This window comes from Pseudogulbenkiania sp. AW2-16 (genome assembly GCF_056824575.1).
In genome coordinates this window covers 2,113,418-2,134,226 of the sequence record NZ_CP157668.1, presented here as the reverse complement: position 1 = coordinate 2,134,226, position 20,809 = coordinate 2,113,418, and the positions used below count along the sequence as shown (strand labels likewise).

Below are 20,809 nucleotides of genomic sequence, written 5' to 3'. Positions count from 1 at the left end.
GTGGCCCGGGGCGGCAACGGCTCAGTGGCGGGATTCGCGCACGGCGGCCATCACGTCATACTCGAACAGGGCATTGACGTCCTCTTCATCGAAGACATAGTGCTGGTTGCAGAAGTCGCAGGCGATTTCGACGCTGCCTTGCTCCAGCACCACATCGGCTACTTCCTGGCCCCCCAGCATCTTGAGCATGCCGCCGACGCGCTCGCGGCTGCAGGTGCAGGCAAACGACACCGGCTCGGCGTCGAACACGCGCACGGCTTCCTGATGGTAGAGGCGGAACAGGATGTCGTCGGCGGACAGGGACAGCAGTTCGTCGTGCTGCAGGGTTTCGGCCAAGGTCACCGCGTGCGGCCAGCCTTCGGCATCGCCGTGCCCCTCCGGCAAGCGCTGCAGCAGCAGGCCGGCGGCGGTGGACTCGTTGGCGGCCAGGATCAGGCGGGTGTCGAGCTGCTCGGAGCGACGCATGTAGTTCTCCAGCATCAGGCCGATGCTGTCGCCCTCCAGCGCCACGATGCCCTGCCAGGTCTGCGCCTTGTCGACGCGCGGCTCCAGCGTCATGACGAACTTGCCGCCCTCGCCCAGCAGCTCGGCGAGCGACAGGCGCTCGTCGAGCGCTTCGTCGAACTTGGCGGTGGCGCGCACGGTACGGTCGTTGTTGCACTCGACCACAGCCAGGCGCAGCGGGCCGGCACCGTGAATCTGCAAGATCAGCGTGCCGTCGAACTTGAGGTTGGCGGCCAACAGCACCGCGGCCGCCATCATTTCGCCCAGCATGGCGCGCACCGGCAGCGGGTAGCGGCGCCGCGCCAGGACCTGTTGCCAGGCGCCGTCGAGCCGCACCAGCGCGCCGCGCACCGGGGCGCCGTCGAACAGGAAGCGTTGCAGGGTGTCGTGTTGGGTCATACTGTTCAGTCCTTGGCCACCGCGGTGGCCGTATCAATCGTGTAAAGAGTCATCGGCAGCGAGGAGCTGACGTCGAACTCGCAGCCGGCCTGGATGCCGATGCGGGCGATTTCCTCGGCGCTCAGATCCTGCTCGTAGGCCACGTACATGGCGCCCATGGCAAACTTGCGCCCCGAGCCGATGGCCCAGAAGCGCGAGAATTCGTACACCTCGCGCATCGGGTAGACGCCGAAAATGCCGTGCACGTTGGCCACCACCACCATCATCTGGCTCGACTCGTACGGGTCGTCCTCTTCCTCTTCCGGGCGCAGGTAGAACTGCTCCTTGAGTTTAGGATGCAACTTGCGGAAGGTGTCGAACAGCCCCTGGCGCGAGCTGAAGTCCTTGTTGTGGACCCCCTTGAGCACGCTCTGCAACACCAAGTCGTGCGCCGCCGAACCGGCGATCGCCAGGTAGCTGTCGCCCTGGCGGAAGATTTTGTTGTGATGCGGGTCGTAGCCGGCGAGCAGCTTCTGGTCGTCGCCGAAGGTGGTCTGACTGTCGGCCGCGATGGCGATCTGCGAGCCTTTTTTTACCACCACGATCGTCGTCATGTTCGCGTCTTTTCCGGAAAACAAGGCAGATGGGGATTTTCTCACAAAACGCAAGGCTGCCGCTCTGCCGTGATGGCGCTCGCCAGCCGAAAAACACGCGGGAACGGCGAGGCCAGGGTGGCATCGGCCGCGTCTGGCGCGGCGCGGAGTAACATGAAACAATGAATCCTGTTCGGCCGGACCGCCCCGCGCGGGTCGGGTCACGCGCCGTCCTCAACGCTCAACCGGATCGACCGCCATGTGCCAGCTCTTGGGCATGAACTGCAATACCCCCACCGACATCATCTTTTCCTTCGAAGGCTTCCACCGTCGCGGCGGCCTGACCGACCATCACGCCGACGGCTGGGGCATCGCCTTCTTCGAGGGCAAGGGCTGCCGCCTGTTCCTGGACGACAAGCCCTCGGTCGAATCGCCGGTGGCGGCGCTGGTGCGCCAGTACCCGATCAAGTCGGAAAACGTCATCGCCCACATCCGCAAGGCCACCCAGGGGGTGGTCAACCTGGCCAATACTCATCCCTTCATGCGCGAGATGTGGGGCCAGTACTGGATTTTCGCCCACAACGGCAACCTCGAGAACTTTGCGCCGCCGCCTGGCCGCTATTACAACGCGGTAGGCAGCACCGACTCGGAACACGCCTTCTGCTACATCCTGGAAGCCCTACGCCAGAAATGGTCGCAGCCGCCGGGCGTGGAGGAGTTGTTTGCGGAAGTCAGCAGGTTGGCCGAAGAGCTCCACGCCAAGGGGGTGTTCAACTTCATGCTGAGCAACGGCGAGCTGCTGTTCGCCCATTGCTCGACCAAGCTGCACTACATCGTGCGCCAGGCGCCGTTTCCCACCGCCCACCTGGTGGACGACGACGTGACGGTCGACTTCTCCACCGTCACCACCCCGCGCGACCGCGTGGCGGTCATTGCCACCGTGCCGCTGACCGACAACGAGCACTGGACCGCGCTGGTACCGGGCCAGCTGACGCTGTTCCGCGACGGCGCGCCGTTGCTGACGGCGACCGCCCCGCCGGCTGCCACGCGCTGAGGCGACGGCGGCGCCACGCCGCCAACACCGCAGGGCGGCAAGGCGTTATGCTATCGCTATAGCCCTACCCGAAGCATGGACAAACCGGGTGGCACGTTGGCCGAAGCCCGTGCCCGGATCGCGGAGCCCGCATGAGCCGTTTCGACTTCACCCATCCGCCGTTCGACTGCCTCAGCGCGGCCGAACGGGATACGCTGGAAGCCAGCGCCGACATCGTGTGCTACGGCGACGACGAACAGATCATGGCACCGGGCGTGCCGGTCGACACCCTGTTCGTGGTGATCAAGGGCCTGGTGCGCGAGATGGCCGGGGACGAGGTCATCGCGGTCTACCGCGAGCGCGACGCCTTCGACGCCCGCGCCCTGGTGGCGGGGCACACCGCGCACCGATTCGTGGTACACGAGGAAGCGCTGGTCTACGCCCTGCCGCGCGCCACGCTGCTGGCGCTGACCGAACAGAACGCGCGCTTCGGCGCGTTTTTCTACGCCAGCGTGTCGCAGAAGTTCGGTGCGCTGGCCGAACGCAGCGGCAACCGCGAATGGCAGACGCTGCTCACCGCGCGGGTACGCGACGTCTACGCCAAGAAGCCGCTGTTCCTCGACGGCGAAGACAGCGTGCTGGACGCCGCGCGGCTGATGAAGCAGCACAAGGCCAAGTCGATCCTGGTGCGTCATGGCCGCCGCGTCGGGATTTTCACCACCAGCGACTTTCGCGACCTGATCATCGACGGCACGCCGCCCGATACCTCGCTCGGCACGCTGTGCCGCTTCGACCTGATCTGCAGCGAGCTCGACGACTACCTGTTCAACGCCCTGCTCACCATGACGCAGCAGAACATCCAGCGCGTGGTGGTGACCGAGTCCGGCAACCCGGTCGGCATCCTGGAGCAGGTCGACCTGCTGTCCTATTTCTCCAACCACTCGCACCTGATCGCCCAGCGCCTGGAGCAGGCCGACTCGCTCGACGAGCTGGCCGACATCGCGGCGCAGATCACGCGGCTGGTGGAGATTCTGACCGGGCACGGCGTCAAGGCCGTCCAGTTGGGACGGCTGGTGCAGACGCTGAACGCCCGGCTGTTCGAACGCAGCTGGCAGCTGCTCGCGCCCGCCGAGCTGATTGCCAACAGCTGCCTCCTGGTGATGGGCTCGGAGGGGCGCGGCGAACAGATTCTCAAGACCGACCAGGACAACGCGCTGATCCTGCGCGACGGCTACACCAGCCCGGCGCTGGACAGCACCTGTCAGGCGTTCTCCGCAGCGCTGGCCCGCTTCGGCTACCCGCCCTGCCCGGGACGCATCATGGTCAACAACCCGGATTGGCGCCTGTCCGAGAGCGCCATGCGCGACCGCCTCTACCACTGGGTTTACCTGCCGGATCGCGACGCCCAGCTCAACCTGGCCATTTTCGTCGACGCCGAGGCCGTGGCCGGCGACGCGGCGCTGCTGGAGCGCTGCCAGGATTACCTGCAACAGCTGCTGCGCGACGACGACAGTTTCTACCACCGCTTCGCGCGCGCCATCGAGCAGTTCGACACCCCGCTCGGCTTGTTCGCGCAATTGCTGACCCGGCAGCAGGACGGCCAGGCCATGCTCGACCTGAAAAAGGGCGGTATCTTCCCGGTCGTGCACGGCGTGCGCGCGCTGGCACTGCAGTACGGCCTGAAGGAACACAACACCTTCGAGCGGCTGGCACGGCTCTCGGAAAGCGGCCGCCTCGACAAGGAGCTGGCCGGCGACGTGGCCGAGGCGCTGTCCTTCCTGTTGCAGCTGCGCCTGGGCCAGGGACTCGCAGCGTTGGCCGAAGGCCGGCCGAGCGGCAACCTGATCAGCCCGGCCCGCCTGTCGACGATGGAGCGCGACCTGCTGAAGGACGCGCTGGGCGTGGTCAAGCGCTTCAAGACCATGCTGCGCCACCACTTCCGGCTGGGCAGCCTGTGATGCTGGCGCGTTGGCAGCGCCGGCTCGCGGCCCGGCAGCTCAAGGACCCGGCCTACCGCCGACTGTTCGAGGAAACGTCGGACGACGTGATCAGCCTCGCCTGCAACACGACCAGCCTCGACGTCGCCGAGGCCGAGCTGCTCACGATCGGCGCGGTACGGCTGAGCGGCAATCGCATCGTGACGAGCGAGGCGCTCGACCTGCTGGTGAAACCCGGCCGACCGCTGACGCGGGAGCGCGTCGGCCTGCACGGCCTGCGCCCGCGCGATCTGTCCGGCGGGCTGGACGCGGAGGAGGCGGTGCGCTGCCTGCTCGACTTCATCGGCGGGCGGCCGGTGATGGGGTATTACCTCGAATTCGACATCGCCGTGCTCGACAAATACCTGCGCCCGCTGCTGGGCGTCGGCCTGCCCAACCGCCAGATCGAGATTTCCGGACGTTACTACGACTACAAGCTCAGACAGCAGCCGAACGGCCACATCGACCTGCACCTGGCCGCCCTGATCGACGACCTGGGCGTTCCCGCGCTGCCGCGCCACGACGCGCTCAACAAGGCCATCACCGCGGCCATGCTCTACCTCGCGCTCAAGCGTCGCGGCTTCGGTTGAGTCGGGGGACGCCCGCACCGCATGACCCCCATGCGGCGACGCGCTCGGCCCGGTAAATCGCCCCCCTGGTGTGGCGCCCCCACGGGCACCACACCGGCCCTGCCATTTGGCCAGCTTAAGATTGCCATCAGCTATCACCGTAAAATAGCTAGCCGGCACCATGCCGGCGACTGCGAACATGACCTCCTGTTTGTCTCGCCCTGCCACCCAAGCCCTCCCCCCTAGACCTTGGAATGATTTGGATGGAAAAGACAGACAACTGGCTGGCGCAGCGCTTGAGTGGCGCCACCTTCACCGCCCTGCTGCTGGGCGTCGTGCTGTGGCTCGGCTTCTCGATCGGACTCCGTCCGCTGACCTTGCCGGATGAGGGGCGCTACGTCGGCGTCGCCTGGGAAATGCTGCGTGCCCACAACCTGTCGGTGCCGCTGCTGGACGGACTGCCCTACTTTCACAAACCCCCGCTGTTCTACTGGCTGACCGCCTTCAGCCTGAAGCTGTTCGGGCTGCATGAATGGAGCGCACGGCTCGCGTCGGTCTCCGCCGCGGCCCTGGTGGTCCTCGCCCTGTGGCTCTTCGTGCGCCGCCACCGCGGCTCCAGCGTGGCCACGGCCACCGCGATCGTGCTGACGACCCAGCCTTTCTTCTTTGCCGGTGCCCAGTTCGCCAACCTCGACATGCTGGTGGCCAGCCTGATCGGGCTCACCATCCTTGCCGCCGCCGAAGCCGTGCTGCGCGCCGAACAGGGCCAGCCCTACCGGACCATGCTCGCCGCCGCCTACGCCACGGCGGCGCTGGGCGTGCTCGCCAAGGGCCTGATCGGCATGGTTCTTCCCGGCGCGGTGCTGCTGGGCTGGCTGCTGGCGCGCGGCCGCTTTGCCTCGGTACGCCACCTACTCTGGTTACCCGCGCTGCTGCTGTTCCTCGCCCTCGGCCTACCCTGGTTCTGGTCGATGCAGCAGAAGTTCAGCGGGTTTTTCGACTACTTTATCGTTTACCACCATTTCAAACGCTTTGCCGAAAGCGGCTTCAACAACCCGAAGCCGCTCTGGTTCTACGTGCCGGTGGTGCTGCTGCTGTGCGCGCCGTGGTCGCCGTGGTGCTGGCGCGCCCTCAAGCGGAGCTACTGGAGCGACCCGGTGCAGGGTGACTTGCGCCGCCTGATGGGGGTGTGGTTGCTGGTGATCCTGGTATTTTTCTCGCTGCCCAGCTCCAAGCTGGTCGGCTATATCTTTCCGCTGCTGCCGCCGTTTGCCTTCCTGATCGCCGAGCCGTTTACCGAGTGGATGCAGCAAGGCGATGGCAAGAAGGCCCGCCGTTCCTTCGTCGTCAGCACCGTGATCGCCATGATTGTGTGCGTCGGGGCCGTGGTCGCCGTGTCCCGCCACGAGGGCGGTTCGGCCAAGCCGCTGGCGGGCCGGATAGCCGCCGCCTTCCAACCGGCAGACGAGGTCGTGATGCTGGACAAATTCCAGTTCGACCTGGCGTTCTATCTGCCGATGCACCGTCCCGCCGTGGTCGTCAGCAATTGGACCGATCCGGAGCTTCCCCGGCACGACAACTGGCGCAAGGAACTGTTCGATGCCGGCCGATTCGCTCCGCTGGCCCAGCAGCAGGTGCTGCTGACCCCGGCACAATGGCGCGCCAGCCTGTGCCGGCCACGCCCCCACGCGGTCTGGGTGTGGGGCTCGCCCGCCGCCGCCGCGGCATTCCCGTTCCTGGCGGGCCAGCCGGCGTTCGCGCGCGACGGCGACATCACGGTGTGGTCTTTGCCGGCAGGCTTCGTCCCGCCCGCCCCGACCTGCCAGGGATGATGCCTCCAAGGGCTACGCCGGTAGCAAGGAGAGGTGCGTGTGGCCAGGCATCCACGCACGGCAGCGCCCCACGCTCGGGGGCACCGGCGTAAAAAAAGACCGGGGATCGTCCGATCTCCCGGTCAAGCTCTCGTTTCTGTAATGCTGGTATCGGCGTGCTCAGTAAGCCTGCTCGCCGTGGCGGGTCTCCACATACTTTCCGGCGCACAGCGACAGCATCAGCAAGGCGACCCGTTCGTGCACGATGACCGTGTGCTGGTTGCCGGAAAACTGCATGAAGCGCCGCAGGTCGTCGCGGACTTTGCGCGAGCCGGTCATGTCGATGATGATGTCGACGCGGTTGCCCTGCTCGGCGATCTCGATGAAATTGCGAGTAACCGGCACCCCGTGCTGGCGCGCCAGATCGATGCCGGGCAGCTCCAGATTGAGGTCGGCCACGCCCACCACTTCGACAAAGGGCGCGCTCAGCAACTGCTGCAACAACGGCGTACCGGTTTCACCGGCGCCGATCACTCCTAGCGTGATTTTCTTCACTTGCCCCTCCGTGGTCATGCCCAAATCATGCATGGCCGCTACTGTAGCAACAATCCGCTTCCCTCTTTCTTGAGCCACATCAATCCCTGCCCACTCTGCGCTCGGGACGCCCCGCTTAGGTCAGCGCACGGTGTAGTGGCGGCCTTCCAGGCAAGCCCCCATGGCCCGCCGGTATTGATCACGCAGCGCGAACGCGTCGCGCGCAGCGACACCGCCCTCGGGCAAGGTCGGGTCGTAGCCGGTCTGGCCACGCGCCCAGCGGTGGCATTCGTAGCGGTCGCGCGCCTGCTGCTGTTCGTCCTGGCCGCGATTCGGATAGATGAACAGATCGGTGCTATCGCGTGCGGACGACGAGCCGGACGAGCCCTGCCCGAGCGGCGGGTCCACCACGACGTAGCCATCGCTGCGCTGCACGTAGTACACGTCGTTGGCGAGGTAGTAGGTGACGCCACCGATCAGCAGCGTGGTGTAGAGCAGCGGCAGCACCGGCACCTACACGCCGCGCGGCGGCGACACGACCACGTAGCCGCGCCCGCGCGGGCGGTACCAGAAACCGTCGTAATAGTGATAGCGGACCCCGCCGTCTACGACGGCATGCCCACCGCCCGGCAGCGAACCGACGAAAGCTCCCCGCGCCGGAAATGCCGGACGGGCCACCGTCACCACCGCGCCTTCCCACTGCGGAGGAGCGGCCAGCGCGGGCGGGACGGCCAGCAGCAGGCCAAGCAGAAGGGCGGCCGGGACGGGGGTGAGATGGACGAATTTCATGATGGCGACTCCGCGATCAGTCGGGCGTTGTCCTAGCGCACGGTATAGCCACGCGCTTCCAGGCAGGCCGAGATGGCACGCCGATAGGCATCGGCCTGTTGCTCCAGCATGGCCTGCTGGCGTTGCTCCTGGGCGGTGTAGGCCTGTTCCATGCGCTGCGCCTGTTCCGCCCGTGCGGTGTCGGACATCGCGCCGGCCACGGCGCCGATCGTTGCCCCCACCAGCGCGCCCTCGGCGCCCCGATGCGGCCCGGCCACCGCGGCGCCCACCAAGGCGCCGGTCACCGCCAGCGCCGCGGTATCGTGGCCGGGAGCCCCGGCCGGCACCACCCGTACCGAAGGGGAACCCACCGCCTGCGGCAGGCTCGGATCGAAGCCGCTCTGCCGCACGGCCCACTGGTGGCATTCGTAGCGGTCGCGATCCTGCTGCCCTTCGCTCTGGCCGGCACGCGGATAGAACACCACCTCCCTTGGCGGCGGCGCGACCGCCTCGGGTGCGCTACGGGGCATGCTGTCGGGGCGCGCAGGCGCCACCACGCAGCCGGTCAGGCTCAACGCCAACAGCGTCGCCACGGCGCCGACCCGATGCGGAACAACATTCGACATGGTGAACTCCTTTTCCCCTGCGGCCACGCCGGGACCGACAGGACACGGCACGGCCGCTGCCGCGCCGGGCGCAAACCACGCTCAGCGGCCGCAGTCCTCCGGACGCGGTCCAGCGGCGGCACGCAACTCGTCCTTGCTCAGGAAACCGTCCTTGTTGGTGTCGGCGCGTTCGAACGCCGCCTTGACCTCGTCCAGGCTCAGCTTGCCGTCGCCGTTGCTATCCAGCTTGGCGAAGAAGGGCGCATGCTCGTGATCGCGCCCCGGGCCCTGCCGGAAATGCTCGCGCATCGCCTGGCGCAGTTCGTCGCGGCTGAGCTGGCCATCGTGGTTGAGATCCAGCTTGGCAAAGTCTTCGGCCAACCTCGGCATGCCGGCCCGGGCCTCTTCCAGGCTCAGCTGGCCGTCGCCGTTCTTGTCGGCTTGGGCGAAACACTGCTGGAAATGGCGGCGGCCGTGGTGCCGCTGCGCGAAGCGGTCGTGCATGAAGCGATGCAGCTCGTCCCGGCTCAGCTGGCCGTCGTGATTGGTATCGGCCTTGTCGAAATCGGCCGCCAGACGGGGCCACGCCGCTTGCACCTCGTCTCGGCTGAGTTGGCCGTCGCCGTTCTTGTCGGCTTGCGCGAAGCGCGCCGCCGGCCCGTCCATCGGCCCCTCCTTGGGGGCAGCGCCATTGGCCGCGGCCAATGCCGAAACGCTCACCACGGCCAGGATCAGTGTCAGTACGACTTTCCGTTTCATTGCAATCTCCCTGTGAATATAGATGGCCTCGCCACCATCCGATGAAGAAAGCGTAAGCCGCAAATGTCAGGGAACTAGAGAGAAAGCGTGGAGAAACGGTGAAGCAAGTGTTAGGGCGTGTTCACAATTCCAGCTTGTAGCCGACGCCGTACACCGAGCGGATCAGCTCCTGCTGCGGCGCCGCCTGTTCCAGCTTGCGGCGCAGGTTCTTGATGTGGCTGTCGACGGTGCGGTCGGTCACCACGCGATGATCGGCGTAGAGGTGATCCAGCAACTGGTCGCGCGAGAACACCCGCCCCGGCATGGAGGCCAGCGTGCGCAGCAGGCGGAATTCGGCCGGGGTCAGCTCCAGCCGTCGCCCCTGCCACGAGGCCTGGTAGCCCTCCTCGTCGATCGTCAGCCCGGCATCGGCCGGCAGCGCGCCATGGCGCTGGCTGCGGCGCAGGATGGCCTTGACCCGCGCCACCACTTCGCGCGGGCTGTACGGCTTGCAGATGTAGTCGTCGGCCCCCAGCTCCAGGCCGAGCAGACGGTCGATCTCCTCGACCCGGGCGGTGACCATGACGATCGGCACGTCGCTGAAGGCGCGTAGCTCGCGGCAGATGTCGAGGCCGTCGCGGCCGGGCAGCATCAGGTCGAGCAGGATCAGGTCCGGCAGTCGGCGCCGCACCTCGGGCACCACGGCCAGGCCATCCGCCAGACAGGCGGTCTCGAAACCGGCTGCCGCGAGGTAATCCGCCAGCAGGCGCGACAGTTTGGGTTCGTCCTCGACCACGAGGACGTAGGCTGGCTTGGGAGACGGGTTCATGCTCTCAACGCATCCGTAAGGGGAAAGTCAGGGAAATCCACAGCCCGCCCAACGGCGACGGGCGGGCCTCGATCGTGCCGCCATGCGCCTCGACGATGCTGCGGCACAGAGCCAGGCCGAGGCCGGCGCCGCCGCTGGCGCGGTTGCGCGAGCCCTCCACCCGGTACAGCCGCTCGAACAGCCGTGGCAAGGCCTCGGCCGGCACCGCCGGTTCCGAATCCTGGAAATCGATGCGCAGGCACTCGCCGTCGCGGCTGACGCTCACCCGCAGCCGCCCGCCGGGATCGGTATAGCGCACGACGTTTTCCAGCAGGTTGTTGAACAGCTGCAGCAGGCGCTGCGGGTCGGCCTCGATGGTCCAGCCGCCCCCTGGCGGGAGGCGTGTTTCGAGGCGGATGGAGCGGCCCTGCAGGCGCTCGCCGAAGGCGTTCAGCGCCTGCTGCAGGACGTCCACCGGATCGAACACCTCCATGTGGTAGCTCAGCGCCCCGACATCCGCCAGCGACAGCTCGTACAGGTCGTCCACCAGCTTGCTCAAGGTGGAGACCTCGGCCTGCAGCGACTTGAGCGCCTCCGGCGTCGGCGTGCGCACGCCGTCCTCCATCGCCTCCAGCTCCCCGCGCAGCACCGCCAGCGGGGTACGCAGCTCATGCGAGATGTCCGCCATGAAGTGGCGGCGCATCTGCTCGTTGTTTTCCAGCACCCGCGCTAGGCGGTTGAAGTCGCCCGCCAGTTGGCCGAGCTCGTCGCGCGAACTGGCCACGACCCGCGTGCTGTAGTCGCCGGTCGCCAACTGGTGCAACGCCGCCGCCAGGCGCTTCACCGGCACCAGCATGACGCGCGCCAGCAGCATCGCCACCACGGCGGCCAGCACCACCCCCAGCAGCGCGAACAACCAGCCGGCCTTGAGCTGCCCTTCCTGGAAGCGCAGGTCGGCGGCGTTGGTCAGGCGGCTGACCGGCACGCTCACCAGCCAGCCGATGGTGCGGCCGTCCAGCTGCAGGGCGGTGCGGGTGGCATCGGGAGGCCAGCTGGGTGCCCCGATCACCACGCGCCCGCCGCTATCCAGCAGCGTCAGCGGCGGCAGCGGCAGGCGAAAGCCGGGGTGCGGCAGCGGTTCGTGCCGGCCGCGAGGCCCCTCGGGATGAACCTCGGTGCGCACCAGCCGGCGCCACAGCCGCTCGTTGCCGACCAGAAAGGTCCAGCTGCCTTCTTCACGATAGGCGTCGACCAGGCTGGTCTTCAGCGTTTCCAGGCGCTGGGCGTCGCGCTGGCTGACGTAATCGAGAAACCCCTGCTTGAAGCTCAGGCGGCTGGCGGCACCGATGGCGATCGCGACCACCACGCAACAAAACAGGATGGCAAAAAACAGTTTGGAGGTGATGCCGAGCTTCATGAGTCGTGTGGGCGGGGCGAGACGCCCCAGGGTCGGGATGGAAGCATTGTGGAAACAGCCGGCCGGCGCGGCAAGAGCCGCGCGCCCCGCAGCGGCAAGTTTCACACTTTTTTCACCGTTGACCGGCTCCGGCGAGGAACGCCTCCAGCTGTGCGACCGTCGGCATGCCGGCCCGCGCCCCCGGCTGCGTCACCGCCAGCGCCCCTGCCGCGACGGCGCGCTCCAGCGCCGCCGCCATGCCCAAGGGTAGAAACACCGCCAGCGCGGCGTTGAAGGTATCGCCGGCCCCGGTGCTGTCGATGACCGGCACGGCGCGCCCGGGCTGGTGGTGAAGCACACCCGCCGCATCGATATAATCGGCCCCCTCCCCGCCTCGCGTCAGCACCACCTTGCCTGCCAGCCGCGCCGGCAGGCGCTCGAGCCCGGCGGCCTCCGCACCGAGCAGCTGCGCCAATTCGTGCTGATTGGGCGTAAGGTAGGCAACCTTCGCCAGCAGTTCGGCCGACAGGGCCTGCGCCGGCGCCGGGTTGAGTATCAGCAGCACGCCATGCCACTCGGCAAGGCAGGCAACTTCTTCCACGGCGTCCAGAGGAATTTCCAGTTGCGTCAGCAGCACGTCGGCCGAAGCGATCTCGGCTTCGGCCTGGCGCACATCGTCCGGACTCAGCACATGGTTGGCCCCAGGCACGACGACGATGGCGTTCTCCCCGCCGCTGACGGTGATGGTGGCAACGCCGCTGGCAGCACCGGGCGTCACCGCCACGTGACGCGTGTCCACCCCCTCCTGCTGCAGCCCGGCCACCAGTTCACGGCCGAAACCGTCGTCGCCGACACGCCCGATGAAGCTGACCTCGGCGCCGAGGCGGCGCGCCGCGACCGCCTGGTTGGCCCCCTTGCCGCCATGGCAGGTGAAGAAACGCTCGCCGAGGAGCGTTTCGCCCGGCGCCGGAAAACGAGGACACAGCACGACCAGGTCCATATTGACGCTGCCGATCACCACGATCTTTGGCATGGTTCTCCCCAAGGAGCCCCCGGCCACACCGCCGGGGGCTCACGTTTGACGATAGCGCAGAGGAGAAGGCGCCGGGACACAGCCTGTGCCCGGCTCACCATGAGCGGGCCACGGTACGAAGATCGCCGCCGCCCCCATGAGCGGCGGGGAGAGAGGACTCAGTGCAGGCTTTCACGGGACAGGAAGCGCAGGTAGCCCACCCCTTCCAGCCAGAAACCACCGTCGGCCAGCGGGGTCGCCTCTTCCAATTCAGCCACGGTCAGGATCAGCTCCTGACCGTCCAGCTTCGCCGCCAGCGCGATATCCTCGTCGTCGGCGAACTCTTCTGAGGCGTATTGGTAGTCGGGCTTGATGAACTGGTTGTTCACCTGGATGTACTCTGATTCATTCAGCAAGCGCAGGATGTTCATGACGACCTCCTCGTGATGCGAAGAATGTAGAACCAAGCTCGACAGTTACATTTGAATGAGGCGACTCGCGCCGGGCCGCACTGTCGACGGCCGGGCATCACCTGTCACCGGCATGAGGATGGGCTCTTTGCGCGACGCCGGCAGCCCCGCAGCAGCAGATACGCCCTACAGCCAGCCACGCTCGGCAAACGACTCGGCATGGCTTCCCGTGATCACGAAATGGTCCAGCAAGCGGACATCCACCAGTTGCAGCGCGGCCTTGAGGGTATCGGTCAGCGCCCGGTCTGCCGACGACGGCTCGGCAACGCCGGAAGGGTGGTTGTGCGCCACGATAACGCCGGCCGCGTTGTGCGCCAGCGCCCGCCGCACCACCTCGCGCGGATAGACCCGGGTCTCGCTCAAGGTGCCGCTAAATACTTCTTCGACCGCCAGAACGCGGTTTTGTGCCGTCAGGAAGATCACCACGAACACTTCGACGTCGCGCAGGCCGATGCTCAGCCGCAGAAAGTCGCGCACCGCCTGCGGGCTCGACAGCGCATCGGCCAGCTTCATCTCTTCGGCCAGCGCCCGTCGCACCAGTTCCTTGGTCGCCATCAACTGGGTGTACTTGGCCACGCCGAGGCCGGGCTGGCGCTCGAACTCGGCCAGGTTGGCCGACAAGAGCCGCGACAGCGAACCGAATTCGGTCATCAACCGGCGTGCCATGTCGACGGCCGACAGCCCCTTGATACCGGTGCGCAGAAAAATGGCCAGCAATTCGGCGTCGGAAAGACGCCCCGCCCCCTGTGCCAGCAGCTTTTCCCGGGGCCGCTCCGCGGCAGGCCAGTCGCAGATCGACATGATCGGCTCCTCATTGTGCTATAGCTTGTTTTCGCCATTAAACCCAACTTCATGCCAAAATCATAGCCGGCGCGGCGGCGACAGCGGAGCCGCCACCGAGGCCGGCAATTTCCGGTAAACTTTTACCTTTTCAGCTTGCACAAAGGCTTTCCATGTCTGCCAAACGGATACTGCTGGGCGTCACCGGCGGCATCGCCGCCTACAAGGCGGCCGAGCTGACCCGTCTCCTGGTCAAGGCCGGACACCGCGTCGACGTGGTGATGACCGACGCCGCCACCCGCTTTGTCACGCCGACCACTTTCCAGGCCCTGTCCGGCCATGCGGTCTACACCAGCCAGTGGGACCCACGCCCGGACAACGCCATGGCGCACATCGAGCTGTCGCGCCGCGCCGATGTGTTCCTGATCGCCCCGGCCAGCGCCGATTGCCTGTTCAAGCTGGCGCACGGCGCCTGCAACGACCTGATCTCCACGCTGGCCGCGGCGCGCACCTGCCCGCTGATCGTCGCCCCGGCGATGAACAAGCAGATGTGGGACAACCCGCCCAACCAGCGCAACGTCGCCCAGCTCGTCGCCGACGGCGTGACGGTGTTCGGCCCGGCCGCGGGCGAGCAGGCCTGCGGCGAAGTCGGCCTCGGACGCATGCTGGAACCGGAGGAAATCGCCGAACGCGTGGCAGGCTTCTTCGTTGAGAAACGCCTCGCCGGCAAGCAGGTGCTGCTCACCGCCGGCCCGACCTTCGAGCCAATCGACGCGGTGCGCGGCATCACCAATGTCAGCTCCGGCAAGATGGGCTATGCGCTGGCTCGCGCCTGCCGCGATGCCGGCGCCGAGGTGACGCTGGTCTCCGGCCCGACCGGCCTGCCCTGCCCGGTCGGCGTACGCCGCCTCGATGTGGTCAGCGCCGCCGAGATGCACCAGGCGGTGTTGCAGGAAGTCGGCCACAGCGACGTCTTCATCGCCGTGGCGGCGGTAGCCGACTACCGCGTCAAGAACCGGTCGGAGCACAAGCTGAAGAAGGGCGATGCCGTACCGGTCATCGAACTGGAAGAAAACCCGGATATCCTCGCCACCGTGGCCGGCCTGCCGGCGGCACCGTTCTGCGTCGGCTTCGCCGCGGAAAGCCAGAACCTGCTGGAATTCGCCGAAACCAAGCGCCGGCGCAAGAAGGTGCCGCTGCTGGTCGCCAACCCGGCACAACTGGCCATGGGCGCCGACCACAACGAAGTGGTGCTGCTCGACGACACCGGCGCCCACCCGCTGCCGGATCTGCCCAAAGAGCAGGTGGCCCACGCCATCGTCGCCCATCTGGCGACACTGCTACCCCAGCGCTAAACCGCCCGATCCACTCAGAGGTTGGCCGAAGCCCGGCTTCGGCCAACCTTTCACGATTATTCAAGGACTCCGCATGAAACCCGTCATCGACGTCAAGATTCTCGACCCGCGCCTGCACGACAACCTGCCTAATTACGCCACCGCCGGCTCGGCCGGGCTCGACCTGCGCGCCGCCATCGACAGCCCGATGGAAATCAAGCCGGGCGAGACCCAGCTCATCCCCACCGGCATGGCCATCCACCTTGCCGACCCCGGCCTCGCCGCGATGATCCTGCCGCGCTCCGGCCTGGGTCACAAGCACGGCATCGTGCTGGGCAACCTGGTCGGCCTGATCGACTCCGACTACCAGGGCCAGCTGTTCGTCTCGGTTTGGAACCGCGGGCACAGCAACTTTGCACTCGAACCGCTGGAGCGCATCGCGCAGATGGTGATCGTGCCGGTGGTGCAGGTCGGCTTCAACATCGTCGACGACTTCGACGCCTCGCACCGCGGCGAGAACGGGTTCGGCAGCAGCGGCCGGCATTGAGAGCTTGTCAATAAATCGGCTATGCCCCCCCATGCCGGCCCTGTGATACGCGCCATATAATATGTACGGCTGCGCTTCTCGAACCAGCCAGGAGAGGCTCGCGACGATTTCTGTCACAAGCTCCAGGTCCTGCCTGGACGCAAAAAAGCCCGGTCGAACCGGGCTTTTGTACATCCTACGGCAAGTGCCTCAGGCCTTGGCGGTGCGGATGCGCTCCGAGCGGCCGCGCAGCCATTCCAGCGTCAGCAGCAAGGTGGTGGAGAACAGGATCAACACCGCCGCCGCCGCCGCGATCGCCGGGCTGATGTTCTCCTTGATGCCGCTGAACATCTGGCGCGGCAGCGTCACCTGCTCCGGACCGGCCAGGAACAGCGTCACCACCACCTCGTCGAACGAAGTGGTGAAGGCGAACAGCGCCCCCGACACCACGCCCGGCGCGATCAGCGGCAGCACCACCTTGCGGAAGGTGAGCAGCGGATTCGCCCCCAGGCTGGCACTGGCCTTGATCAGGCTGGTATTGAAACCGCTCAGCGTCGCCGACACCGTGATCACCACAAACGGCACCCCCAGCGCGGCGTGCACCAGGATCAGGCCGAGGTAATTGTTGGTCAGGCCCAGCGGCGAGAAGAACAGGTAGGCACCCACGCCGACAATCACCACCGGCACCACCATCGGCGAAATCAGCACCGTCATCAGCAGCGACTTGCCGGGGAAGTTCGAGCTGGTCAGGCCGACCGCCGCCAGCGTCCCCAGCACCGTCGCCAGCAGCGTGGCGGCCGGTGCCACGATGAAGCTGTTCTTCAGCGAGTGCATCCATTCGCCGTTGCCGAAGAACTCGCCGTACCAGCGCCACGAGAACGACTTGATCGGGTAGACCAGGAAGCTGTCGGCAGAGAACGACAGCGGAATGATCGCCAACAGCGGCGACATCAGGAACACCAGCACCAGCACGCATAGCAGGCGGAACGTCCAGTACCAGAGCTTTTCGACGGGAGAGGCGTAATTAGGCAGCATGATTTACCCCAGGCTCAGACGGTCGGTCCCCACCAGCTTGCTGTACACCGCGTACAGCGCCAGAGTGGCGACCAGCAGCAGGCTACCCAGTGCGGCGGCCATGCCCCAGTTGATGGTGACGTTGGTATAGAAGGCGACGTAATAGCTCACCATCTGGTCTTCCGGGCTGCCCAGCAAGGCCGGCGTGATGTAATAGCCCAGGCACATGATGAACACCAGCAAGGCTCCGGCCGCCACCCCCGGCAGCGTCTGCGGGAAGTAGATCTTCCAGAACGCCGCAAACGGATGGTCGCCCAGCGAAATGGCCGCCTTGACGTACGAGGGCGGAATGCTCTTCATCACGCTGTAGCTGGGCAGGATCACGAACGGCAGCAGGATGTGCACCATCGCGATGTAGACCCCGGTGCGGTTGAACGCCAGCTGCAGCGGGTGGTCGATGATGCCCAGCGCCATCAGACCGCTGTTGATCAACCCCTCGGACTGCAACAGCACGATCCACGCCGCCACCCGTACCAGCACCGAGGTCCAGAACGGTAGCAGCACCAGGATCATCAACAGGTTGCTCTGACGCTTGGGCAGGTTGGCGAGCCAGTACGCCACCGGGTAGCCCAGCAGCATGCAGAACACCGTCACCCACAGGCTCATCCACATGGTGCGGCCGAAGATGCTGAGGTAAGCGCGCTCGTTGACCGGCGTCAGCTCCGGCACCCCGCTCTTGTTCTCGCGCAGGTCGAGCGAGCGATACAGGTAATACGGGCTCCACGATTTGGCGTTGCGGGCAATGGCGTGCCAGTGGTCGGGATCGCCCCAGCGTTCGTCGATCTGGATGAAGTGGTCACGCACCGACTCGCCCGGCGCCACGTGCAGCGGCATCTTGCGCGCGGTACGCATCAACAGCGAGCGGTAGCCGCTGATTTCCATATTGAGGCGCTTGCTCGCATCCGCCAGCGTGCCGTCTGTCTTGGCGCGGGCCAGGTCCTCGGCCAGCGCGGAGTACACCGCGTCCGACGGCAGGCCGCGCTGATCCCAGGCGCGGATCAGTTGGCTGGTATGGGGAAGCGCGGTGACGACTTCCGGGTTATCGACGCTGCGGAACAGCAGCGATGTGATCGGGACCAGAAAGGTCAGCAGCAGGAACAACCCCAGCGGGGCGACCAGGGCGATCGCCTTGAATTGCTTCAGGCGTTGCTCGCGCGCCAGTTTCTTCTTGAGCGGCTCGCCGTCGGCGGCCGTCAACGGCGCATTCATGATAAGACTTTCCGACATGTCATCAACCTGAGAGAGGGCCCCGCCGCCCTGTCGCGGCGGGAACCGCAGTTACATACCGGCCCGGCTCACGCCAGGCCGGCCTCAAGGTCAGCGTGCAGCCCAGGCGTTGAAACGCTCTTCCAGGTCTTCGCCATGCTCAACCCAGAACGGTACGTCCAGCGCCAGCGCCCCTTTCAGGTTGGCCGGAGCGGTCGGCAGGTTGGCCACCAGCTTGGCGTCCATCTGCTTGACCGTCTTCAGGTTGGTCGGACCGTAGGCGATGTGCGCCGAATAGTTCTTCTGGTTTTCCGGCTTGCTGGCGAAGTTGATGAACTTCATCGCCTCCTTCACCTTGGCGCCCTTCGGAATCGCCCAGGAATCGACGTCGTAGATGCTGCCGTTCCACACCACTTTCAGGTTCTTGCCTTCCTTCTGCGCGGCGTCGATGCGGCCGTTATAGGCCGAGCTCATCACCACGTCGCCAGAGGCCAGGAATTGCGGCGGCTGGGCGCCGGCTTCCCACCACTGGATGTTCGGCTTCAGCTGGTCGAGCTTCTTGAAGGCGCGGTCCACGCCGGCCTTGGTGCCCAGCACCTTGTAGACATCGGAGGCCGGCACGCCGTCGGCCAGCAGGGCGAATTCCAGCGTGTACTTGGCGCCCTTGCGCAGGCCGCGCTTGCCCGGGAATTTCTTCACATCCCAGAAATCCTTCCAGGAGGTCGGCGCCGCCTTCAGCTTGTCGGCGTTGTAGGCCAGGGCGGTCGACCACACGAAGATGCCCACGCCGCACTCGGAAACCGCCGGCTTGACGAAGTCGGCCTTGTTGCCCACCTGGGCCCAGTTGATCTTCTCGAAGATGCCCTCTTCGCAGCCGCGCAGCAGCTCCGGCGATTCCACTTCGAGCACGTCCCAGGTCGGACGGCCCACTTCCACCATGGCCTTCACCTTGGCCATTTCACCGTTGTAGTCCCCCGCGGTGATCTTGGTGCCGGTCGCCTTCTCGTACGGCTGGTAGTAAGCGGCGGCCTGGGCCTCCTTGTTCGCCCCGCCGAAAGAAATGACGGTCAGGCTTTCGGCAGCCAGAGCCGACAGCGAAACCCCGCCCAGCACAGCGGTAACGATGATTTTCTTGGTAACGTTTTTCATCCAGCTTCTCCTCTGAAACCCAGTTCAGTTTAGTGATAGGCAAAACCCGTGTTCCCCGGGCTCATTGCGACGTACCTGTGGCGTCGATCTGTCTTGTGTGTGTGTGAAAAACTACGGATTGAGGGGGTCCAGCGCCCGGATATCTTCCGGATTCCAGCCCAGCGCGATGGAGTCGCCAACCGACCAGGAGCCGTCAAGCTCGCTCACCGGCACCTTGACGATGAAGGATGGGTTGCCCGCCACGTCCATGCGCAAGCGCACGTGATCGCCGAAGTAGATGAACTCCTGCAGCTTGCCCTGGAAGCGGTTGGCGCACTGCTCCGAGGCGCCGTTCAGACGCACGCGCTCGGGACGGATCGACATGGTGGTCCGTACCCCGGCACGGTCGGCGCATACCGCCTTAGCCGTCAGACCGATGCCGTCGCCCAGCTTCACCTGGCAGAGACCGTCCTGCAGGCTCTGCACCTCGCCCTCCAGCGTATTGTTCTCGCCGATGAAACTGGCGACGAAGGAATTCACCGGGGCTTCGTACAGGTTATAGGCACTGTCGATCTGCTGGATGATGCCGTCCTTGAACACGGCGACGCGGTCGCTCATGGTCAGGGCCTCGCCCTGATCGTGGGTGACGTACACCACGGTCACGCCCAGCGAGTCATGAATGTGCTTGATCTCCATCTGCATGTGCTCGCGCAGCTGCTTGTCGAGCGCACCCAGGGGCTCGTCCATCAGCACCAGCTGCGGGTTGAACACCAGCGCGCGCGCCAGGGCCACGCGTTGCTGCTGGCCGCCGGAGAGCTGTGCCGGGTAGCGATGCGCCAGCTTTTCCAGCTTGACCATCGACAGCGCGTGCATCACCTTGGCATCGATATCGGACTTGGAGAAATTGCGGATCTTCAACGGATAGGCGAGGTTTTCGCCAACCGTCATGTGGGGGAACAGGGCATAGTTCTGGAACACCATGCCGATATTGCGTTTGTGCGGCGGAACGTGGTTGAGCAAGGCGCCATTGAGGCGGATCTCGCCATGCGTCGGGGTCTCGAACCCGGCCAGCATCATCAGGCAAGTGGTCTTACCGGAACCGGAAGGCCCAAGCAGGGTCAGGAACTCCCCTTTGCGGATATCCAGATCCAGATGCTTGACGATCAGGCTCTCGCCATCGTAGCTCTTCTGAACACCGCGAAAGCTGACCAGCACCTCATTGTCGGGAACGACTTCAGGCACCATGGTTTCTCCTCTGAAACTAAATGTCCGACCAGCGGAACGTGATTCCATTTCTCATACAGGCAGCCCATGTTATAGGCCATTCGGCTTCTGTTTTCTCCCCGCCTGCCATGCAGACCGGTCTTGAGCTTGTGCTTGAAACCTGTAGCGCAACGATAGCCCACAACGGCTCGGCCAATCAACAATGTTTAATTTCAAGTAAAACCACAAGAGTGAAAGCGTTAAATAAATACAACAATCGTTGAACAAACCCAACTATTTTATAGTTTTAGTTGTAAATAAATGGGAAATATCGATCAATAAATTTAATAACGTGCGAAACGT

General features: G+C 65.6%; 22 protein-coding genes. 6 read left to right on the top strand and 16 right to left on the bottom strand.

Annotation, left to right across the window (positions count from 1 at the left end):
- Positions 1-21: 21 nt before the first annotated feature.
- Together hslO and ABKF58_RS10455 are read right to left on the bottom strand one after the other, a co-directional pair.
- The gene (gene hslO, locus ABKF58_RS10460; RefSeq protein WP_482580624.1) at positions 22-903 is read right to left on the bottom strand and encodes an Hsp33 family molecular chaperone HslO; all 882 of its coding nucleotides are present in this window, start codon (positions 901-903) and stop codon (positions 22-24) included.
- Positions 904-908: 5 nt separating this feature from the next.
- Entirely contained in the window at positions 909-1,496 is a 588-nt protein-coding gene (locus tag ABKF58_RS10455) for an MFS transporter (RefSeq protein WP_482580623.1), read from the bottom strand.
- Between the two features lie 238 nt (positions 1,497-1,734).
- Between ABKF58_RS10455 and ABKF58_RS10450 the strand changes: the two genes are divergently transcribed.
- The 4 genes from ABKF58_RS10450 (at position 1,735) to ABKF58_RS10435 (ending at position 6,885) form a co-directional block, all read left to right on the top strand.
- Positions 1,735-2,529, top strand: a complete 795-nt coding sequence (locus tag ABKF58_RS10450; protein ID WP_482580622.1) for a class II glutamine amidotransferase — start codon at positions 1,735-1,737, stop codon at positions 2,527-2,529.
- Between the two features lie 131 nt (positions 2,530-2,660).
- The gene (locus ABKF58_RS10445; RefSeq protein WP_482580621.1) at positions 2,661-4,466 is read left to right on the top strand and encodes a putative nucleotidyltransferase substrate binding domain-containing protein; all 1,806 of its coding nucleotides are present in this window, start codon (positions 2,661-2,663) and stop codon (positions 4,464-4,466) included.
- Positions 4,466-5,074, top strand: a complete 609-nt coding sequence (locus ABKF58_RS10440; protein WP_482580620.1) for a 3'-5' exonuclease — start codon at positions 4,466-4,468, stop codon at positions 5,072-5,074. The genes ABKF58_RS10445 and ABKF58_RS10440 overlap by 1 nt, the downstream gene beginning before the upstream one ends.
- A gap of 242 nt (positions 5,075-5,316) precedes the next feature.
- Positions 5,317-6,885, top strand: coding sequence for an ArnT family glycosyltransferase (locus ABKF58_RS10435; protein ID WP_482580619.1), 1,569 nt, complete (start codon positions 5,317-5,319; stop codon positions 6,883-6,885).
- Between the two features lie 159 nt (positions 6,886-7,044).
- On the opposite strand, the gene ABKF58_RS10430 is transcribed toward ABKF58_RS10435, so the two are convergent.
- The 10 genes from ABKF58_RS10430 to radC form a co-directional block, all read right to left on the bottom strand.
- Positions 7,045-7,419: an oxidoreductase gene (locus ABKF58_RS10430; RefSeq protein ID WP_294866583.1), complete on the bottom strand. Its 375-nt coding sequence runs from the start codon at positions 7,417-7,419 to the stop codon at positions 7,045-7,047.
- 120 nt (positions 7,420-7,539) lie between these two features.
- Complete coding sequence (locus ABKF58_RS10425) at positions 7,540-7,911, bottom strand: hypothetical protein (RefSeq protein ID WP_482580618.1); 372 nt, start codon at positions 7,909-7,911, stop codon at positions 7,540-7,542.
- Positions 7,912-8,187: a DUF6515 family protein gene (locus ABKF58_RS10420; protein ID WP_482580617.1), complete on the bottom strand. Its 276-nt coding sequence runs from the start codon at positions 8,185-8,187 to the stop codon at positions 7,912-7,914.
- 32 nt (positions 8,188-8,219) lie between these two features.
- Complete coding sequence (locus ABKF58_RS10415) at positions 8,220-8,792, bottom strand: glycine zipper family protein (protein WP_482580616.1); 573 nt, start codon at positions 8,790-8,792, stop codon at positions 8,220-8,222.
- Between the two features lie 81 nt (positions 8,793-8,873).
- The gene (locus tag ABKF58_RS10410) at positions 8,874-9,530 is read right to left on the bottom strand and encodes an EF-hand domain-containing protein (RefSeq protein WP_482580615.1); all 657 of its coding nucleotides are present in this window, start codon (positions 9,528-9,530) and stop codon (positions 8,874-8,876) included.
- Positions 9,531-9,651: 121 nt separating this feature from the next.
- Positions 9,652-10,338 carry a response regulator gene (locus tag ABKF58_RS10405; RefSeq protein WP_014088047.1) on the bottom strand — a complete coding sequence of 229 codons (687 nt, stop codon included), beginning with the start codon at positions 10,336-10,338 and terminating at the stop codon, positions 9,652-9,654.
- A 4-nt stretch (positions 10,339-10,342) separates the two neighbouring features.
- The gene (gene baeS / locus ABKF58_RS10400; protein ID WP_482580614.1) at positions 10,343-11,839 is read right to left on the bottom strand and encodes a sensor histidine kinase efflux regulator BaeS; all 1,497 of its coding nucleotides are present in this window, start codon (positions 11,837-11,839) and stop codon (positions 10,343-10,345) included.
- 7 nt (positions 11,840-11,846) lie between these two features.
- On the bottom strand, positions 11,847-12,746 hold the full coding sequence (locus ABKF58_RS10395) for a ribokinase (RefSeq protein WP_482580613.1): 900 nt from the start codon (positions 12,744-12,746) through the stop codon (positions 11,847-11,849).
- A gap of 158 nt (positions 12,747-12,904) precedes the next feature.
- Complete coding sequence (locus ABKF58_RS10390; RefSeq protein ID WP_008955743.1) at positions 12,905-13,156, bottom strand: hypothetical protein; 252 nt, start codon at positions 13,154-13,156, stop codon at positions 12,905-12,907.
- 165 nt (positions 13,157-13,321) lie between these two features.
- Positions 13,322-13,996, bottom strand: coding sequence for a RadC family protein (radC, locus tag ABKF58_RS10385; protein WP_014088050.1), 675 nt, complete (start codon positions 13,994-13,996; stop codon positions 13,322-13,324).
- A gap of 152 nt (positions 13,997-14,148) precedes the next feature.
- On the opposite strand from radC, the gene coaBC reads away from it, so the two are divergent.
- Both coaBC and dut read left to right on the top strand, forming a co-directional pair.
- On the top strand, positions 14,149-15,330 hold the full coding sequence (gene coaBC / locus ABKF58_RS10380; RefSeq protein ID WP_482580612.1) for a bifunctional phosphopantothenoylcysteine decarboxylase/phosphopantothenate--cysteine ligase CoaBC: 1,182 nt from the start codon (positions 14,149-14,151) through the stop codon (positions 15,328-15,330).
- Positions 15,331-15,403: 73 nt separating this feature from the next.
- Positions 15,404-15,856, top strand: a complete 453-nt coding sequence (dut, locus tag ABKF58_RS10375) for a dUTP diphosphatase (protein WP_008955740.1) — start codon at positions 15,404-15,406, stop codon at positions 15,854-15,856.
- 189 nt (positions 15,857-16,045) lie between these two features.
- Here the strand turns inward: dut and ABKF58_RS10370 are convergent, their stop codons facing one another.
- The 4 genes from ABKF58_RS10370 to ABKF58_RS10355 form a co-directional block, all read right to left on the bottom strand.
- Entirely contained in the window at positions 16,046-16,870 is an 825-nt protein-coding gene (locus ABKF58_RS10370) for an ABC transporter permease (RefSeq protein ID WP_014088052.1), read from the bottom strand.
- 3 nt (positions 16,871-16,873) lie between these two features.
- Entirely contained in the window at positions 16,874-18,136 is a 1,263-nt protein-coding gene (locus ABKF58_RS10365; RefSeq protein ID WP_482580611.1) for an ABC transporter permease, read from the bottom strand.
- A 90-nt stretch (positions 18,137-18,226) separates the two neighbouring features.
- Positions 18,227-19,264, bottom strand: coding sequence for an ABC transporter substrate-binding protein (locus ABKF58_RS10360; protein WP_482580610.1), 1,038 nt, complete (start codon positions 19,262-19,264; stop codon positions 18,227-18,229).
- Between the two features lie 111 nt (positions 19,265-19,375).
- A complete protein-coding gene (locus ABKF58_RS10355) occupies positions 19,376-20,488 on the bottom strand; it encodes an ABC transporter ATP-binding protein (RefSeq protein ID WP_014088055.1) in 1,113 nt (370 codons plus the stop codon).
- Between the last annotated feature and the right edge of the window lie 321 nt (positions 20,489-20,809).

What these genes read in the sequence shown, in the direction of transcription:
- ABKF58_RS10365 (WP_482580611.1), bottom strand. Translation starts at nt 18,136, where the DNA reads ATGTCGGAAAGTCTTATCATGAATGCGCCGTTGACGGCCGCCGACGGC.
- ABKF58_RS10440 (WP_482580620.1), top strand. Translation starts at nt 4,466, where the DNA reads ATGCTGGCGCGTTGGCAGCGCCGGCTCGCGGCCCGGCAGCTCAAGGAC.
- ABKF58_RS10420 (WP_482580617.1), bottom strand. Translation starts at nt 8,187, where the DNA reads ATGAAATTCGTCCATCTCACCCCCGTCCCGGCCGCCCTTCTGCTTGGC.
- ABKF58_RS10405 (WP_014088047.1), bottom strand. Translation starts at nt 10,338, where the DNA reads ATGAACCCGTCTCCCAAGCCAGCCTACGTCCTCGTGGTCGAGGACGAA.
- radC (WP_014088050.1), bottom strand. Translation starts at nt 13,996, where the DNA reads ATGTCGATCTGCGACTGGCCTGCCGCGGAGCGGCCCCGGGAAAAGCTG.
- ABKF58_RS10415 (WP_482580616.1), bottom strand. Translation starts at nt 8,792, where the DNA reads ATGTCGAATGTTGTTCCGCATCGGGTCGGCGCCGTGGCGACGCTGTTG.
- ABKF58_RS10390 (WP_008955743.1), bottom strand. Translation starts at nt 13,156, where the DNA reads ATGAACATCCTGCGCTTGCTGAATGAATCAGAGTACATCCAGGTGAAC.
- hslO (WP_482580624.1), bottom strand. Translation starts at nt 903, where the DNA reads ATGACCCAACACGACACCCTGCAACGCTTCCTGTTCGACGGCGCCCCG.
- ABKF58_RS10355 (WP_014088055.1), bottom strand. Translation starts at nt 20,488, where the DNA reads ATGGTGCCTGAAGTCGTTCCCGACAATGAGGTGCTGGTCAGCTTTCGC.
- dut (WP_008955740.1), top strand. Translation starts at nt 15,404, where the DNA reads ATGAAACCCGTCATCGACGTCAAGATTCTCGACCCGCGCCTGCACGAC.
- ABKF58_RS10450 (WP_482580622.1), top strand. Translation starts at nt 1,735, where the DNA reads ATGTGCCAGCTCTTGGGCATGAACTGCAATACCCCCACCGACATCATC.
- ABKF58_RS10455 (WP_482580623.1), bottom strand. Translation starts at nt 1,496, where the DNA reads ATGACGACGATCGTGGTGGTAAAAAAAGGCTCGCAGATCGCCATCGCG.
- ABKF58_RS10395 (WP_482580613.1), bottom strand. Translation starts at nt 12,746, where the DNA reads ATGCCAAAGATCGTGGTGATCGGCAGCGTCAATATGGACCTGGTCGTG.
- ABKF58_RS10435 (WP_482580619.1), top strand. Translation starts at nt 5,317, where the DNA reads ATGGAAAAGACAGACAACTGGCTGGCGCAGCGCTTGAGTGGCGCCACC.
- ABKF58_RS10360 (WP_482580610.1), bottom strand. Translation starts at nt 19,264, where the DNA reads ATGAAAAACGTTACCAAGAAAATCATCGTTACCGCTGTGCTGGGCGGG.
- ABKF58_RS10370 (WP_014088052.1), bottom strand. Translation starts at nt 16,870, where the DNA reads ATGCTGCCTAATTACGCCTCTCCCGTCGAAAAGCTCTGGTACTGGACG.
- ABKF58_RS10410 (WP_482580615.1), bottom strand. Translation starts at nt 9,530, where the DNA reads ATGAAACGGAAAGTCGTACTGACACTGATCCTGGCCGTGGTGAGCGTT.
- coaBC (WP_482580612.1), top strand. Translation starts at nt 14,149, where the DNA reads ATGTCTGCCAAACGGATACTGCTGGGCGTCACCGGCGGCATCGCCGCC.
- ABKF58_RS10445 (WP_482580621.1), top strand. Translation starts at nt 2,661, where the DNA reads ATGAGCCGTTTCGACTTCACCCATCCGCCGTTCGACTGCCTCAGCGCG.